Annotated in this window: 14 protein-coding genes and 1 tRNA gene; 10 read left to right on the top strand and 5 right to left on the bottom strand. The window is 68.2% G+C overall.

The features are described 5' to 3' along the window. The first annotated feature begins 21 nt into the window (after positions 1-21). The 8 genes from pal to GGR71_RS02860 all read left to right on the top strand — a co-directional run bounded on the left by pal (position 22) and on the right by GGR71_RS02860 (position 5,598). A complete protein-coding gene (gene pal / locus GGR71_RS02895) occupies positions 22-540 on the top strand; it encodes a peptidoglycan-associated lipoprotein Pal (protein ID WP_048491898.1) in 519 nt (172 codons plus the stop codon). Positions 541-546: 6 nt separating this feature from the next. Next, positions 547-1,371 carry a tol-pal system protein YbgF gene (gene ybgF, locus GGR71_RS02890; RefSeq protein WP_184451617.1) on the top strand — a complete coding sequence of 275 codons (825 nt, stop codon included), beginning with the start codon at positions 547-549 and terminating at the stop codon, positions 1,369-1,371. Positions 1,372-1,417: 46 nt separating this feature from the next. Further along, positions 1,418-2,095 (top strand): 7-carboxy-7-deazaguanine synthase QueE, encoded by a 678-nt coding sequence (gene queE, locus GGR71_RS02885; protein WP_043091803.1) that lies wholly within the window; start codon positions 1,418-1,420, stop codon positions 2,093-2,095. Positions 2,096-2,281: 186 nt separating this feature from the next. Beyond that, complete coding sequence (gene queC, locus GGR71_RS02880) at positions 2,282-2,947, top strand: 7-cyano-7-deazaguanine synthase QueC (RefSeq protein ID WP_026143259.1); 666 nt, start codon at positions 2,282-2,284, stop codon at positions 2,945-2,947. A 64-nt stretch (positions 2,948-3,011) separates the two neighbouring features. After that, positions 3,012-3,087, top strand: a tRNA-Lys gene (locus GGR71_RS02875). Between the two features lie 492 nt (positions 3,088-3,579). Beyond that, a complete protein-coding gene (locus GGR71_RS02870; protein WP_160957362.1) occupies positions 3,580-3,933 on the top strand; it encodes a hypothetical protein in 354 nt (117 codons plus the stop codon). Positions 3,934-4,394: 461 nt separating this feature from the next. Further along, the gene (locus GGR71_RS02865) at positions 4,395-4,841 is read left to right on the top strand and encodes a hypothetical protein (RefSeq protein WP_184451615.1); all 447 of its coding nucleotides are present in this window, start codon (positions 4,395-4,397) and stop codon (positions 4,839-4,841) included. Positions 4,842-4,902: 61 nt separating this feature from the next. Beyond that, a complete protein-coding gene (locus tag GGR71_RS02860) occupies positions 4,903-5,598 on the top strand; it encodes a glycosyltransferase family A protein (RefSeq protein WP_160957364.1) in 696 nt (231 codons plus the stop codon). Between the two features lie 54 nt (positions 5,599-5,652). On the opposite strand, the gene GGR71_RS02855 is transcribed toward GGR71_RS02860, so the two are convergent. Then, positions 5,653-6,270, bottom strand: coding sequence for a LysE/ArgO family amino acid transporter (locus GGR71_RS02855; protein ID WP_160957395.1), 618 nt, complete (start codon positions 6,268-6,270; stop codon positions 5,653-5,655). Between the two features lie 105 nt (positions 6,271-6,375). On the opposite strand from GGR71_RS02855, the gene GGR71_RS02850 reads away from it, so the two are divergent. Beyond that, positions 6,376-7,284, top strand: coding sequence for a LysR family transcriptional regulator ArgP (locus GGR71_RS02850; RefSeq protein WP_160957365.1), 909 nt, complete (start codon positions 6,376-6,378; stop codon positions 7,282-7,284). A gap of 296 nt (positions 7,285-7,580) precedes the next feature. Here the strand turns inward: GGR71_RS02850 and GGR71_RS02845 are convergent, their stop codons facing one another. The 4 genes from GGR71_RS02845 to GGR71_RS02830 form a co-directional block, all read right to left on the bottom strand. Next, positions 7,581-8,207: a TetR/AcrR family transcriptional regulator gene (locus GGR71_RS02845; protein ID WP_160957366.1), complete on the bottom strand. Its 627-nt coding sequence runs from the start codon at positions 8,205-8,207 to the stop codon at positions 7,581-7,583. Positions 8,208-8,797: 590 nt separating this feature from the next. Continuing rightward, complete coding sequence (locus GGR71_RS02840) at positions 8,798-9,292, bottom strand: hypothetical protein (protein WP_160957367.1); 495 nt, start codon at positions 9,290-9,292, stop codon at positions 8,798-8,800. A gap of 149 nt (positions 9,293-9,441) precedes the next feature. Then, the gene (gene recQ / locus GGR71_RS02835; RefSeq protein ID WP_160957368.1) at positions 9,442-11,250 is read right to left on the bottom strand and encodes a DNA helicase RecQ; all 1,809 of its coding nucleotides are present in this window, start codon (positions 11,248-11,250) and stop codon (positions 9,442-9,444) included. A 401-nt stretch (positions 11,251-11,651) separates the two neighbouring features. Further along, complete coding sequence (locus tag GGR71_RS02830) at positions 11,652-12,218, bottom strand: Dps family protein (protein WP_160957369.1); 567 nt, start codon at positions 12,216-12,218, stop codon at positions 11,652-11,654. 93 nt (positions 12,219-12,311) lie between these two features. On the opposite strand from GGR71_RS02830, the gene hrpA reads away from it, so the two are divergent. Continuing rightward, complete coding sequence (gene hrpA / locus GGR71_RS02825) at positions 12,312-16,502, top strand: ATP-dependent RNA helicase HrpA (RefSeq protein WP_184451613.1); 4,191 nt, start codon at positions 12,312-12,314, stop codon at positions 16,500-16,502. The last annotated feature ends 26 nt before the right edge of the window (positions 16,503-16,528 follow it).

Below are 16,528 nucleotides of genomic sequence, written 5' to 3'. Positions count from 1 at the left end.
CAGGAGCCACAAGGTATCCCCATGAACAAGACCACCCGCGTTCTGCTTGTTTCGCTGTTGTCCGTTGCAGCTCTGGCCGGCTGCGCCAAGAAGGTCAAGGAACAGCCCCAGACCGACACCACCGGCACCACCGGCACCACCGCGCCGACCGGCCCGTCGACCTCCGGTCTGTATGGCCCGGGCGACCTGGAAACCGATTCCTGCCTGCGTCAGCGTGTGGTCTACTTCGACCTGGACAAGGACGCGGTGAAGCCGGAGTTCCAGGCGATCATGGCCTGCCACGCCAAGTACCTGCGTGACCGTCCGTCCTCGCGCATCACCCTGCAGGGCAACACCGACGAGCGCGGTTCGCGCGAGTACAACATGGGCCTGGGCGAGCGTCGTGCCAACGCCGTGTCCTCGGCGCTGCAGGCCAACGGTGGTTCGGCTGCGCAGCTGACCGTGGTCAGCTACGGCGAAGAGCGTCCGGTCTGCACCGAGTCGAACGAGTCCTGCTGGTCGCAGAACCGTCGCGTCGAGATCGTCTACACGGCGCAGTAAGAAAAGATGCGTATCGGTGTCCTTACATCGATGATCGTCGCGGCGGCCCTCGTGGCCGCCGCGCCGGCTCATGCGCAGCGCGCAAGCCTGGCCGATCGCGTTTCCGCGCTCGAGCAGCAGGCCATGAATTCCCAGGCCAACACCGACATCCTGAACCAGCTCAACCAGCTGCGCACTCAGATGCAGTCGATGGAGGCCACGATCGAACAATTGCAGCACAGCAACGACCAGCTCAAGCAGCAGATCAAGGACCAGTACCTGGACCTGGATGGCCGCGTGGGCCGGCTCGAGAGTGGTGCAGGGGCAGGGGCAACGCCGCTGCCGCCGGCCAATGGTGCCGCACCGGCTGCCGCGCCGGCCGCACCCGCAGGCAAGCCGTCCGCCGTCGCCGAGCCGCCACCGTCGGTGCACGGCGATGCCGGCACGCTCGCGGCCGCCGGCGATGAGCGCGCCGCCTACAACGTCGCCTTCGATGCCCTGAAGGCGGGCAAGTACGCTGATTCGGCGAACCTGTTCCAGAACTTCCTGCAGGCCTACCCGAACGGCGTGTACGCGCCGAACGCGCTGTACTGGCTGGGTGAGAGCTACTACGCCACCAAGAACTTCCAGTTGGCCGAGGCGCAGTTCCAGGACCTGATCGGCCGCTACCCGACCCACGACAAGGCGCCGGGCGCGCTGCTCAAGCTGGGCTTGTCCCAGTACGGCGAAGGTCGTGTCCAGGACGCCGAACAGACCCTGCAACAGGTCGGTGCGAAGTATCCTGGGTCCGATGCCGCGCGCACCGCGCAGGACCGCCTGCAGTCGATCCGTCTCGGCCAGCAGTTGCGCTGAGCCCCTTACGCTGCCGCCGCCGTCGCGGGAGCATTCCTCTCCCGCCATGGCCGCCGTTCCCAGCGATATCGTCCAAAGCCCGCTGCCCCGCCTGAAGCTGACGGAGATCTTCCTGTCGCTGCAGGGCGAGGCCGAGAGCGCCGGCTGGCCCACCGTGTTCGTGCGCCTCACCGGCTGCCCGCTGCGCTGCAGCTACTGCGACACCGCCTATGCCTTCCATGGCGGGCAATGGTGGGACATCGACGCGATCCTCGAAGAGGTGGCGCGCCACGGCGTGCGCCATGTCTGCGTCACCGGCGGCGAGCCGCTGGCGCAGAAGCGCTGCCTGCAGCTGTTGCAACGCCTGTGCGACGCCGGCTACGACGTGTCGCTGGAGACTTCGGGCGCACTGGACATCGCCGAGGTCGACCCGCGCGTGTCGCGGGTACTCGACATCAAGACCCCGGCGTCGCAGGAAGCGCACCGCAACCGCTGGGAGAACCTGCCGTTGCTGACCGCGCGCGACCAGATCAAGTTCGTGCTGTGCGGCCGCGCCGACTATGAGTGGGCGCGCGCCGTGGTCGCCGAACACCGGCTGGACACGCGCTGCACCGTCTGGTTCTCGCCGAGCAAGAGCGAACTGACCGCGCGCGACCTGGCCGACTGGATCGTCGCCGACCGCCTGCCGGTGCGGTTCCAGATGCAGTTGCACAAGCTGCTGTGGAACGACGAGCCTGGCCGCTGAGCGGCCGGGATTGGGGAGTCGGGATTGGGGATTCGTAGGAGCGGCTTCAGCCGCGACGGATATTGTCCGAACTTTCATCGCGGCTGAAGCCGCTGCTGCATGGTCAAATGGACTATGTGGATCCCATCCGCCCACGTGTCGCCGCTTTTGCCAATCCCCAATCCCCACTCCCGACTCCCCGCCCTCATGAAAAACGCCGTCGTCCTTCTCTCCGGTGGCATGGACTCCGCCGTCGTCGTCGCCATCGCCCGTGCGCAGGGCTTCGCGGTGCATGCCTTGAGCGTGCGCTACGGCCAGCGCCACACCTCCGAACTGGATGCGGCCGCGCGCGTTGCCTCGGCGTTGGGCGCGGTGGCGCACAAGACCGTCAACGTCGACCTGCGCAGCATCGGCGGCTCCGCGCTGACCGACGACATCGAGGTGCCGGACGCCGGCGGCGACGGCATCCCGGTCACCTACGTGCCGGCGCGCAACACCATCATGCTGTCGGTGGCGCTGGGCTGGGCCGAGGTGCTGGGCGCGGCCGACATCTTCTGCGGCGTCAACGCGGTGGACTACTCGGGCTATCCCGATTGCCGCCCCGAGTTCATCGACGCGTTCCAGACCCTGGCCAACCTGGCGACCAAGGCCGGAGTGGAGGGCGCCGGGCTGCGCGTGCACGCGCCGCTGCAGCACATGAGCAAGGCCGACATCGTGCGCGAGGGCGTGCGCCTTGGCGTGGATTTCGGCCTGACCGTGTCCTGTTACCGCGCCGACGACGCCGGTCGCGCCTGCGGCCACTGCGACGCCTGCCGCCTGCGCGCGGCCGGCTTCGCCGATGCCGGCGTCGCCGACCCGACCCGCTACGCCTGATTTCGCGAAACGCCCCGTGCTGGGGTAGACTACGCGCCCCGGTGCAACGCCGGGGTCTTGTTTTGGGCCGTTAGCTCAGTCGGTAGAGCAGAAGACTTTTAATCTTTTGGTCGATGGTTCGAATCCATCACGGCCCACCAATCTTCCCAATGAGTTAGGCGTCGCCTCTGGTGGTTTTTTCACCACCTCCTGAAAATCCTCCTGAAAACTCCGGCAGTTTCGCTGGTCACACGGTCGGTTGGCACCGCAGTCGTCGCCTTGCCACCTCGCCTCTGTCTTTGAGCAGCCCGGGTTCTCTCATCCACATGTGAGCTGCCCAGGTGCTTCATGCAGTGCCGTGCAGCGCAACGCGGTCGCCCGCGGCGATCACGCTCTCCGATCGTGCGCTTCGTCGAGTGCTGCCGTTCGCTTTCGAAGCTGCGGTTCGGACGCCTGTCGCGGCTTTCGTTTGCAACACGTGTGCGATCTTCTGGCTGCACCGATCGCGACGCCGCTGCATGCGTCTGTCAGTGTCGGATCGCCGGCCACGTCAGCTGCAGATGCCCGGAGCAGCCAACCGAAGCCGGGCGCATCGGGCATCTGAACGCGCTGTTGAATTGCTATGCTAGAAGCTGTCTACAGGGGAATTTGCTGTGCGATCGAACGCTTTGATTCTTGCCGCCGTCCTGGCGATTCTTTCCGTGCCGGTGCACGCCGCCCAATCTGGCCACTATGTGGTCGTGCGCAAGCAACTCACGATTGCGAGCCTGCCGGACGATGACATGCGGCCGCAGATCGTCGGGACCGTGGTCGCCGTGAGCGCCGAAGGCACCACTCTGAAAGGTGGCGCCCGCGTACCTGCCACGGGTGCCAAGACCGGAGACTTGGCGACGTTCGCCTGCCGCTCGATCGACGCCGATCACCCGCCGGTCTCGACCGACTGCGAACTGGTCAGCTCCCAGGCGCCAGACAAGAAGGCGCGCGACTACAACAACTTCTGGGACTGACCCGACGCCGTAGGCGTCGCCACGATCAGTACCAACAAAACCCCGGCCACGCGCCGGGGTTTTGTTGCGCAACTTCTCTTGCGCGCAGAGGGACAGCCAGAACGCGTCGCGCATCCGGACAGGAGCACGACGCTGCATCTGCGCTGTTGGGTACCACGGTACTGTCTGTGGCGGCGCCCGCACGTGACGGAACTCGTATGCGACGATGTGCGTATCGGCGCCCGTGGGGATATGCGGGAGATTGCCATAGGACCGGCATCCTGCAAATGCCGGCGCACGGGGAAGCCAGGATCTGCAGCGAGGACGCTTTGGATCAATTGAAGACAATGCCTGTTCTGCACGGGGATGCCTTTTTTCAAGGGCGCTGGAAAGAGTGCGTGTGCATCGCGAGCGGCCCGAGTTTGAGGGCCGAGGATTGTGCCGCTGTCCGGGCGTGGGTGGACCGACGTCCGGATCGGGGCGTGATCGTGGTCAACACGACATTCTGCCTGTGCCCGTGGGCGGATGTGCTTTATGCGATGGACCATGCGTGGTGGCAATGGCACCTGCAGGAGGCGCGTGCGAGGTTTCTCGGCGCGCTGGTAGCGCCTGGGAGACTACCTGGGGTGCATCATGTGCCCGTGGAAGGCGTCGGACATTCCGGCGCCGGTGCGGTTGCGTTGGCGGCACGATGGGGCGTGGCGAAGATCGTATTGCTGGGTTACGACTGCCAGAAAAGCGGTGGAAAGGCGCACTGGCATGAGGACCATCCACGCGCGCTCGGGAACGCTGCCGCCTTGCCGGGCTGGCCTGGGGACTTCAAACGTCTGCTTCCGATGCTCAGTGGGATCCAGGTCATCAATGCGACCCGCGAAACGGCGCTGGACGTGTTTCCCCGCATGAACTTGGAAGAGGTGTTGGACACATGATGCTCGGCGCCTGTATGAATCGTCGCCGCGTCGTTCCTTGGAATTGGTCGGGAAGTGCGAAATGCTGACGCTTTTGACGGCGACTGGTGCCAGGCAGGACGCATGGAGACTATGCGAGCGCTGGATGCTCGCTCAGGATTATCCCCATCCGGTCAGGTGGATCGTCGTCGACGATGGCCCATCTGCGCAGGCGATCGATTTCGTGCGCACTGGCTGGCATGTGGACGTCGTGCGTCCTTCGCCAGCCTGGGAGGTCGGGCAGAACACCCAGGCGCGCAATCTGTTGGCCGGTTTGGAGACCATCGCTTCGGCGGAGCGCGTGGTCATCGTGGAGGACGACGACTGGTATGCGCCCGATTGGCTTTCCCACATCGCCAGCGAGCTGGAATCGGCTGATGTGGTGGGCGAGTGCCGCGCGCGTTACTACAACATCCGCTCGCGTCTTGCGCGGCAGATGAGCAATAACGCGCACGCAAGCCTGTGCAGTACCGCGGTCAAGGGAGTAGGCATCGAGGCGCTTCGTGAGGCGTGCAGGCGCCAACCCAAATTCATCGATCTGGAGCTGTGGCGTCACGCACGGTATGGCCGGGTTTTCTCCGGCCATCGGGTCGTGGGTATCAAGGGTCTGCCCGGACGACTGGGAATCGGTATCGGGCATCTGCATCAGTTCAGTGGCCAGTACGATGCGGACGGCGCCATCTTGCGGGCCTGGGTGGGGCAGGATGCCGCGCTGTATGAGCAAGTGGCGACACGTTGAGCGGCCGGTGCAGGCGGAGGCCTCGTGCCGCGTTGGCTAACGCACTCCGATCGTTCATGCCAGGGGCTGCAGGAGCAACGCGAGGCACAGCCCCAGCATGAACAGCGCGACCGCGGCATCCAGCAGGCGCCACGCAGCGGGTTTGCGGAACACCGGCTGCAACAGCCGCGCGCCGTAGCCGAGGCTGCTGAACCAGGTTGCGCTGGCCAGGCAGGCGCCGAGCGCGAACGCCCAGCGCAGTGGTTCCGGATAGTGCGTGGAGAGACTGCCCAGCAGGACCATGGTGTCCAGGTAGACATGCGGGTTGAGGAAGGTGAAGGCCAGGCAGGTCAGCAGAACGCGTTGCCAGCGTTGCGGATCTTGCCCTTGCGCCAGCAACCCGCCACTGCCGCGCCAGGCGCGGCGTGCGGCCAGCAGCGCGTACCCACCCAGGAAGGCCGCGCCGCCGAAACGCAGTCCCTGCAGCACGCCCGGCCAGGCATCCACCACGGCACCGATGCCGGACACGCCGAGGACGATCAGCGCGATGTCGCTGACGGCGCACACGGCCACGACCAGGCCGACATGCCGCCGCTGCAGTCCCTGGCGCAGCACGAAGGCATTCTGCGCGCCGATGGCGACGATCAGGCCGGCGCCGGCGACGAAGCCGGCCAGTAATGCCTGCAGCACCATGTGCAGTGTCCTGGGACGTGGAGCGAGCATGCTGCACGTGCCAACGGGATTAGCCAACCTCATTTTTCTGTAGGCTGTGAAGAATTCCTAATCGCCTTCGTTGCCATGGATCTGCTCCATCCCCAGTTGTCCGCCTTCGCCGCCGTGCTGGAAGAGGGAAGTTTCGAAGCTGCGGCGCGCCGCCTGGCGCTGACCCCGTCGGCGGTGTCGCAGCGGATCAAGGCATTGGAAGACCGGCTCGGCCAGGTGCTGATCGTGCGTCTGGCCCCATGCCGGCCAACGCCCGCGGGCGAGCGCCTGCTGCGCAGCGTGCGACCGATGCAGGTGCTGGAGGCCGAGGCGGTGGCCGACCTGCTGCCCGCACCTGCCAGCAGCGCAGCGGCGCGCAGCATCGCCATCGCGGTCAACGACGACTCGCTGCAGACCTGGTTCCTGGACGCGCTGGCGGCCCTGCACGACGCGCACGGGTTCCTGTTCGACATCCGCGTGGACGACCAGGACCACACGCTGGAGCTGCTGCGCAGTGGTGCGGTCCTTGGCGCCGTCACCTCCGTTGGCAAGGCCTTGCAGGGCTGCAACGTGCTGCCGCTGGGCGCGATGCGCTATCGCGCGATCGCCTCGCCGGAATTTTTCGCCCGCTATTTCGCCGACGGGCTGGATGCGGCGGCGCTGGCCCGCGCCCCGATGATCGTCTACAACCGCAAGGACGCGCTGCAGGCGCGCTTCGTGCGTCGCATCACCCGCTCGCGGCTGAGCCCGCCAATCCACTATCTGCCCACCTCCATCGGTTTCGTCGACGCGGCCGCGCGCGGGCTGGGCTGGTGCCTGGCGCCGGAGCAGATGCTTGCAGCCGCCTTGCGCCAGCAGCAGATCGTCGTCGTCGACCCGCAGCGCTGGCTCGACGTGCCGCTGTACTGGCAGCACGTCGCGGTCCGTTCCAGGACCCTGCAGCAGATCGGCCAGGCCATGCGCACTGCGGCACAGCGCATGCATGCGCGTCTGCAGCCGATCTGATCGGCGCTGCGCAATGCCGTGCTGCGAAGGTAAGCGGTGGAGAGGATGCGCGGTCGCGTTCCGGGCGCCGCGGAAATCGTGGTCGGATGTCACTCTGGATCGGAGGGAGTGCGTCGCTGACGGATCAGCGCGTCCTCCGCTCCGCCACGTCATCTGCAACGCATGCATAGGCGGCGTTCGACCATTCACTGTGCAAGCAGCCAGGCCGAACGTCGTACCGACGTCGCTTCCCGGGTGTTTATCGATGCCCAGCAACCTGTGCGCAAGACGCGGGCATCGGGCGGCCCAAGGCCGCGCTACCCGCGCGCCGTGCTGAAGATCCCGGCCAGGCTCTCGCTGAGGATCAACTGCAGGTGCATGCGGTTGAGCTCCACGCCGGTGGTCATCATCATGTGCAAGCCGCCGCACATCGCTGCGACCGCATAGACGCGGGCCTGGAATTCGGCTTCGCTGCCGCTGCAGCCGTGGTCGCGCAGCATGCGTCTTAGCAGGTCGCCGAGGTTCTGCACCAGGGACACGTTGAGCCGGCGCGCGTATTGCGCCAGTTCGGGATCACGCGCGGCGGCCAGGTCCATCTCCAGATCCAGGCGCCGCCGCCGCTGGTTGGCATCGGCTACCAGCCAGTCTTCCAGGGCGCCGGCGATGAACGCGGTCGCGTCCTGGTGCGGCGGCGGTTGCAGCAGCCACATCGTGCGGATCGCACGCTCGTAGCCGCGCTCCATCAGCGCCTGGACCAGGCTGCGTTTGTCGTCGAACTGCCGGCGCACCGCACTGCACGGGACGTCGGCGATTCCGGCGATCAGTTCGAAAGTGGTGGCGCCGAGGCCGTTCTCGACGATGCAGCGCTCTGCCGCATCGAGGACGTCATCGTGCAGGCGCTGCTCGCGTTCGCGGGCGCTGTGCAGCCGGACTACGTTGGACATGGCGTGAGCTCGGGGGGAAGCGATGCCACATGAAGGGGAGGTATGCCGGGCGAACGGCCACTACGCGCACGCGATGCGTGACGCCGCAGCGGCCGACATGCCAATGAAGGCAGCGCGATTGTAGACGCGATGCGTCGCGGTCGCGCGTGCGGCAGCAAGTCGGTCGATCCCGTAGCCACGACCGTGACGGGCCGCACTCTCGAGTGGGGATGTCAGTGCGCGCTTCGCGCGCGCAATGGACGCAGCGGGCACGGCTGCGTGACTGGGTGCGTCTGCCCACAGTGGCGCGCGAGCGTGGGAGCGGGCGGTTTCAGCGGTGCCGGCACGACACGACGCACCGCGGGGTGCTGCGATTGCGGACGTGAACAGGGGGCAAGTGCTGCCGGAAAGTTCCAGGCCGCGTGCGAACCCGCCTGGAGACCGGCGGACACTGCTAACAACTTCAAGAAGTGTGCTGTAGGAGCGGCTTCAGCCGCGACGCGCTTTACCGGGAACATCCCGTCGCGGCTGAAGCCGCTCCTACGAGGCAACTTGCATTGGTTCGACCGTGGCGGGAGCGGATTACTGGCGCTGCCCTCATGTCGCCGTGCTTACCAGCCGAACGGCGGCGGGCCGTACGCGCCGGGGTAGTAGCCGCGGCCGAACACCGGGCCGTCGCCGCGGCCGACGCTGATGCTGATGCCCATCTGCCGCGGCTTGCCGTCGTCGGTGTAGGAGGTCTTGCACAGGTTCAGATTGGCGGCCTGGTAGTTGCTGTTGCCGCCATGCGTGGAATAGCCGATACCGGTGGCGACGCTACCGTGCACGTTGCCGTTGCAGCGGTCGGCCTGCGCCTGCAGGGCCTCGGCGCGTGCCTGTGCCGCTGCGGCCTTCTGCGCCGAGGCCGAGGTGCCGCTGGTATCGCCGTAGTAGGCGCCCGGGGGATCGGCCTTGGTACCAGGATCGGCATAGGTGATCGGCTGCTGCGGCACGCTCAGGTCGAGCTTGCGCTTGGCCGCCTCGCTGTCGCTGGTGGCATCGGCGGTCTGGGCCAGGGCGGGGCCGGCAAGCAGGGTGCAGGCGAGGAGAAGCAGGCTGCGGTTCATCGGACATCCGCCAGGAGAGAGGGGCCGGGCGGGGCTGGGGAAACGCTCCGCCATGACGCTGACGCTATCAATACCACGTTGAACCCGGCCTGTCGGTGCCGCGAGCCCGGCCTGGGCGTGCAGGGGCGGCGGACACCGATGCCCGCGACTCAGCCCTGCGCGTGCACCACGTCGAGCAGTTGCTGTCCGTAGCGGGCCAGCTTGCTGCCGCCGATGCCGCCGACCCGCGCCAGGTCGTCCAGGCTGGTCGGGCGCTGCTCGGCGATGTTGCGCAGGGTGCTGTCGTGGAAGATCACGAAGGCCGGCACGTTCTGCTCCTTGGCCAGGCCGGCGCGCAGGTCGCGCAGCGCGTTGAACAGGGGCAGGTCCTGGGCCTGCACCGGCACGCCGGTGCGCGGGCTGCCGCTGCGGTCGCCGCGCTCGCGGCCGCGGCTGGGCAGTTCGCGGCGCATCATGATCTTGCGCTCGCCCTTGAGCACCTGGCGGCTGGCGTCGGTGAGGCGCAGGCCGCCGTAGGCGTCGCTGTCCACTTCCAGCAGGCCGGTGGCGACCAGTTGCCGGAACACGCCACGCCAGGCGCGCGCGTCCAGGTCCTTGCCGATGCCGTAGGTGCTGAGCTGGTCGTGGCCGAACTGCTTGATCTTCTCGCCCTCGTTGCCGCGCAGGATGTCGATCAGGTGGCCGACGCCGAAGCGCTGGCCGCTGCGGTACACGCAGCTCAGCGCTTTCTGCACGGCCACCGTGGCGTCCCAGGCGTCAGCCGGCTGCAGGCAGTTGTCGCAGTTGCCGCAGGGCTGCGGGTAGGTCTCGCCGAAGCCGGCCAGCAATACCTGGCGGCGGCACTGCATCGATTCGCAGTAGCCCAGCAACTGGTCGAGCTTGCGCCGCTCCACGCGTTTGCGTTCCTCGCCGGCCTCGCCCTGTTCGATCATCTGCTTGAGCAGCACCACGTCGCCCAGCCCGTAGCACAGCCAGGCCTCGGCGGCCTCGCCGTCGCGGCCGGCGCGGCCGGTCTCCTGGTAGTAACCCTCCAGGGACTTGGGCAGGTCGGTGTGGGCGACGAAGCGCACGTCGGGCTTGTCGATGCCCATGCCGAAGGCGATGGTGGCGCACATCACGATGCCGTCCTCGCGCAGGAAACGCCGCTGGTTGTCGGCGCGCACCTCGGCCGGCAGGCCGGCGTGATAGGGCAGGGCGTTCAGGCCTTCGCGGACCAGGAAGTCGGCGGTCTCCTCGACCTTGCGCCGCGACATGCAATAGACGATGCCGGCGCTGCCGCGGTGCGCGCGCAGGAAGTCCAGCAACTGGCGCCGTGCGTTGTCCTTCTGCACCACGGTGTAGCGGATGTTGGGGCGGTCGAAGGAGCTGACGAAATGGCGCGCCTGGGCCAGGTCCAGGCGCTCGGCGATCTCGCGCTGGGTCGGCGGGTCGGCGGTGGCGGTGAGGGCGATGCGCGGGGTTTGCGGCCAGCGCTCGTGCAGCACGGTGAGCTGGCGGTACTCGGGCCGGAAGTCGTGGCCCCATTGCGACACGCAGTGCGCCTCGTCGATGGCGAACAGGGCGATGCGGCTACGCTCGATCAGCGACAGGAAACGCGGGGTCAGCAGCCGTTCCGGGGCGACGTACAGCAGGTCCAGTTCGCCGGCCAGCAGGGCGCGCTCGACCCGCTGCGCGGTCTCGCCGTCCAGGGTGGAGTTGAGGTATTCGGCGCGCACGCCGAGCTGGCGCAGCGCCTCGACCTGGTCCTGCATCAGCGCGATCAGCGGCGAAATGACGATGCCGGTACCGTCGCGCAGCAGCGAGGGAACCTGGTAGCACAGCGACTTGCCGCCGCCGGTGGGCATCAGCACCAGCGCGTCGTGGCCGGCGGCGACGTGTTCGACGATGTCCTGTTGCGGGCCGCGGAACTGGTCGTAGCCGAAGACGCGGCTGAGCAAGGCGTGGGCGGGGGAAGACATCTGTGTAGGATACCGCGCCGCGCAAGGGCGGTTGGCTTCCGGAATTTCGCAAGCGGGTATCAGGCGAAGGCGCGGCGTTCTGTAGGACTCAAGGGTCCTGCGGCGGTGACGAACCAAGCCTGCCTGGCCGACCTCGCAAGGCGTCGGGACTGAAGGCCCTCCCACAATGCACCCGGCTAGCGCCTCGCAGGTTCTGGTAGGAGCGGCGCTTGTCTCTTTTGGGGATCAACCGGAACCGGGCCGTGTCGTCAGTGCCCGTCGCGGCTGAAGCCGCTCCTACAGAGGGAGCCAAACGCGATGACGCAGTCGTCGGTATGCGGGGTCGCCCGATCCGGGCGACGGCGCGTGCAGTGTCGCGCGGCTGGCCGGCCCTGCCTGCCAAGCAGGCAGGGCGGCACCCCTTACTGCAGCAGCGAGCGCAGCATCCAGGCGTACTTCTCGTGGGTCTGCAGGCGCTGGGTCAGCATGTCCACCGACGGGTCGTCGCCGGCGTCGTCGGCGGTCTTGAGCACCTTGCGTGCGGTGCGGCACACCGCCTCGTTGCCCACCACCAGCTGGCGCACCATCTCGCGCCAGTCGGCGCTGTCGCTGAGGCCTTCCTCTTCCGGGATCGAGGTCAGCGCGGCGTATTCCTTGTAGGAACCCGGGGCGTTGAAGCCCAGGGCGCGGATGCGCTCGGCGACGTCGTCCAGCGCCGCCCACTGCTCGGTGTACTGGGTCTCGAACATCAGGTGCAGCGAGTTGAACATCGACCCGGTCACGTTCCAATGGAAGTTGTGGGTCTTCAGGTACAGGGTGAAGGCGTCGGCCATGTAGTGCGACAGGCCGTCGGCGATCTTCTTGCGATCGCCGCCGCCGATCCCGATATCGATGTTGGGCGCGGACGGCGCCAAGCCGGCCAGCGGTTGGCCGGCGACGGCCTTGCTGGCGGCGTTCTTGGTCTTGCTGGGAGTCTTGTTCTTGGCCATGGGAATTCCTCTTTGGGGGTTACGGACGAGATGGCGTCACAATAGACAGACTAAAGCATGTGCTGTGATTCAACGTTCAATGGCATCCGATTGATGAACGCTATCGAAAAACCTTCCGTGCCGGCACGCCTGCGCGAACGCCGCGCCGCGATCGACGGCGCACTGACCCGCGACCGCGGCCGCCTGCTGGGCCTATGGTCGCGCTGGCAGGGCGCGCCCGGCAATGCCGCGCTGGAGACGGCGTTCGAACAGGCGCTGCAGGCGTCGCAGGCGCGTTGCGCGGCGCGTGCGGCGCAGCAGCCGGCGATCACGCTGGATCCGCAGTTGCCGATCGCGCGCGAGGCCGAGCGCATCGTCGCGCTGATCCGCGAGCACCAGGTGGTGGTGATCGCCGGCGAGACCGGCTCGGGCAAGACCACGCAGTTGCCGAAGCTGTGCCTGGCCGCCGGACGCGGCGCCGCCGGCATGATCGGCTGCACCCAGCCGCGGCGCATCGCCGCGCGCGCGGTGGCCAGCCGCGTGGCCGAGGAGTTGCGCACGCCGGTGGGCGAGACGGTGGGCTTCCAGGTGCGCTTCAACGACCGGGTCGGCGAGCAGACCCGGATCAAGTTCATGACCGACGGCATCCTGCTGGCCGAGATCGCCAGCGACCGCTGGCTGTCCAGCTACGACACGATCATCGTCGACGAGGCGCACGAGCGCAGCCTCAACATCGATTTCCTGCTCGGCTACCTGAAGCAGTTGCTGCGCAAGCGCCCGGACCTGAAGGTCATCGTGACCTCGGCGACGATCGACACCGCACGCTTTGCCGCGCATTTCGACGATGCGCCGGTGATCAGCGTGGAAGGCCGTACGTATCCGGTGGAGGTGCGCTATCGGCCGCTGGAAGAGCCGGGATTGGGGAATGGGGATTTGGGATTGGAAACTGCGGATGGTCGCGAGCGCTCGGCATCGCGTGCTTCTGCCAATCCCGAATCCCGACTCCCCAATCCCGGCCTCTCGGTCAACGATGCGATCGTGGCGGCGGTGGACGAAATCACCCGGCTGGATCCGCGCGGCGACGTGCTGGTGTTCCTGCCTGGCGAGCGTGAGATCCGCGATGCGCACCAGGCATTGGAGCGGCGCAAATACCGCGAGACCGAGGTGCTGCCGCTGTACGCGCGGCTCTCCAACGCCGACCAGGACCGGGTGTTCAACCCCGGCCCGAAGCGGCGCCTGGTGTTGGCCACCAACGTCGCCGAGACCTCGCTGACGGTGCCGCGCATCCGCTACGTGATCGACCCCGGCTACGCGCGGGTCAAGCGCTACAGCCCGCGGCAGAAGCTCGATCGGCTGCACATCGAACCGGTCTCGCAGGCCAGCGCCAACCAGCGCAAGGGCCGCTGCGGCCGCATCGCCGAGGGCATCTGCTACCGGCTGTATGCCGAGGCGGATTTCCAGGCGAGGCCGGAATTTACCGATCCGGAAATCCGCCGCTCCAGCCTGGCCGGGGTGATCCTGCGCATGCTGCAACTGGGGCTGGGCCGGATCGAGGATTTCCCGTTCCTGGAGCCGCCGGACGAGCGCGCGGTGGCCGACGGCTGGCAGCAACTGGTGGAACTTGGCGCGGTTGGCGAGCCGGACCGCCATGGCCTGCGCAAGCTCACCGAGATCGGCCGCAAGATGGCGCGGCTGCCGGTGGACGTGAAGCTGGCGCGGATGCTGGTGGCGGCGCAGCAGCACGGCTGCTTGCGACCGATGCTGGTGATCGCCGCGTTCCTGGGCATCCAGGACCCGCGCGAGCGCCCGCCGGAGGCGCGCGAGGCCGCCGACAACGCGCATGCCAAGTTCGCCGATGCGCGCTCGGAATTCGTCGGCATCCTGCGCCTGTGGGACGGCTACCGGCAGGCACATGAAGACCTGACCCAGTCCAAGCTGCGCGACTGGTGCGGGCGGCATTTCCTCGGCTTCCTGCGCATGCGCGAGTGGCGCGAACTGCATCGCCAGTTGCACCTGCTGTGCGCGGAGCTGGGCTGGACCGAGGAGCCAGCGGACGCCTCCATGCGGCCGCTGCTGGCCGGTGCATCCGCGCCCGCGCCGGCACGCGATGCCGAGACCGCGGCGCGCGCGACCCGCGGGCAGTTGCACCGTGCCGCGCGGCTGGCCCGCGAAGGGCGCGGCACGCCGACCACGCCGGTCCCGACGCCTGCCCCGACTCCGCCGCCTGCGCGGGCCGAAGCAGGCGAGGCGCCGCGCGCCAGCGAACGCGAGCGCGCCGCGTCCTACCAGGCGTTGCATCGCGCCTTGCTGGCCGGCCTGCCGACCCAGGTCGGCCATCGCACCGAGAAGGGCGATTTCCTGGCGCCGCGGCAGCGCCGCTTCCTGCTGTTTCCCGGCTCGACGCTTGCCCGCAAGCCGCCGCCGTGGGTGTTGCCGGCGACGCTGCTGGACACGCAGAAGGTGTGGGGCCTGACCAACGCGGCGATCGAGCCGGATTGGGTGATCGCCGAACTGCCGCATCTGCTGGCGCGCAAGCACTTCGATCCGCACTGGTCGCGCGCGCAGGGGCAGGTGCTGGCCTCCGAGCAGATCAGCCTGTTCGGGCTGGTGCTGGCGCCGAAGAAGCCGGTGCACTATGGCCGCATCGATCCGCCCGGTGCGCACGAATTGTTCGTGCGGCAGGGCCTGGTGCCGGGCGAGATCAACACCCGCGCCAGCTTCGTCGCCGACAACCAGAAGGTGCTGGCGCAGGCGCACGAGGAAGAGGCCAAGCTGCGCCGTGCCGGCATCGTCGCCGACGAGGACTGGCAGGCGCGCTGGTACCTGGACCGGATTCCCGGCGAGATCCACTCCGCCTCCGGCCTGGACGCCTGGTGGAAGGCGCTGGCACCGGAACAGCGGCGAACGCTGCACTGGTCGCTGGCCGACCTGCTGCCGGGCGAGGGCAGCGAGGCCGAGCGTTATCCCAAGTATTTCCCGCTGGGCGATGCGCGGCTGCCGCTGCACTACCGTTTCGAACCGGGCGCGGCCGATGACGGCGTGACCCTGGAGGTGCCAGTGCATCTGCTCAATGCGCTGGACCCGGCGCGGCTGTCGTGGCTGGCGCCGGGCTTCGTCACCGACAAGGCCGCGGCGCTGATCCGCAGCCTGCCCAAGGCGCTGCGCCGCAACTACGTGCCGGCGCCGGACTTCGCCCGCGCGTTCTACGAGGCGTTCCCGCAGCCCAGCGCCGACGACATCCGCGGCGAACTGGCGCGGTTCCTGCAACGCGCCACCGGTGCGCCATTGAGCGCGCTGGAGTTCGACGAAAGCACGTTGGAGCCGCATCTGCGCATGAACCTGCGCCTGCGCGACGACGCCGGCAAGGTGCTGGCCGAATCGCGCGAGCTGGACGCGCTGCGTGCGCGTTTCGGCGAACGGGCCGGGCAGGCCTTCGCCGCGCGCGCCGGCCGCGCCATGGCCGCAACCGGGCTGCGTGAGTTCCCGGCGACGCCGATCCCGTTGCAGGTGCCGGGCGAGGCCGGGGTGCCCGCCTATCCGGCCCTGGTGGACGAGGGCGACAGCGCCGCGCTGCGGATCTTCGCCGATCGCGCGCAGGCCGAGGCCGCGCACCCGCGCGGCGTCCGCCGGCTGCTGGAGATCGCCCTGTCCGACAAGGTCAAGCAGGCGCGCAAGCAGTTGCCGGTGTCGCCCAAGACCGGGCTGCTGTATGCGGCGATCGAGTCGCAGGAACGCCTGCGCGGGGACCTGGTGGAGGCGGCGTTGAACGCGTTGCTGGAGCAGGGACTGGAGGCGATCCGCGACGCGGAGAGTTTCGCCCAGCGTCGCGAGACCGCCGCCAAGCAGCTGTTCGGCGAGGCGATGGAGCGGCTGAAGCTGGCCGAGGCGATCATGGGCGCGGCCGCGGAACTGAAGCCGCAACTGGAATCGCCGCTGATGGGCTGGGCCAGCGGCAACCTCGACGACCTGCGCGCGCAATTGGCGGCGTTGCTGCATGCCGGTTTCCTGCGTGAGACCCCGGCCACCGCGCTGGCGCAGTTCCCGCGCTATCTGCGCGCGATGATCCTGCGGGCCGAACGCGCCAAGCGCGATCCGGCCCGCGACCAGGCGCGGATGCTGGAGCTGAAGCCGTTCGTCGACGCGTTGGCCGACGCAGCCGCGGCTGGACGCGGAGACACGCCAGAGTGGCAGGCGCTGCGCTGGGACCTGGAAGAACTGCGGGTGTCGCTGTTCGCGCAGGAACTGGGCGCCCGCGCCGGCATCTCGGCCAAGAAGCTGGCGCAGCGGGTGGCTTTGCTGCGGTGATGAGCAGCCGTTCGGCTGTGGAAAGC

It is taken from the genome of Xanthomonas sp. F1, assembly GCF_014199855.1.
Note: the sequence above shows the minus strand (reverse complement) of the source record. Positions and strands in the feature narration are given on the sequence as shown.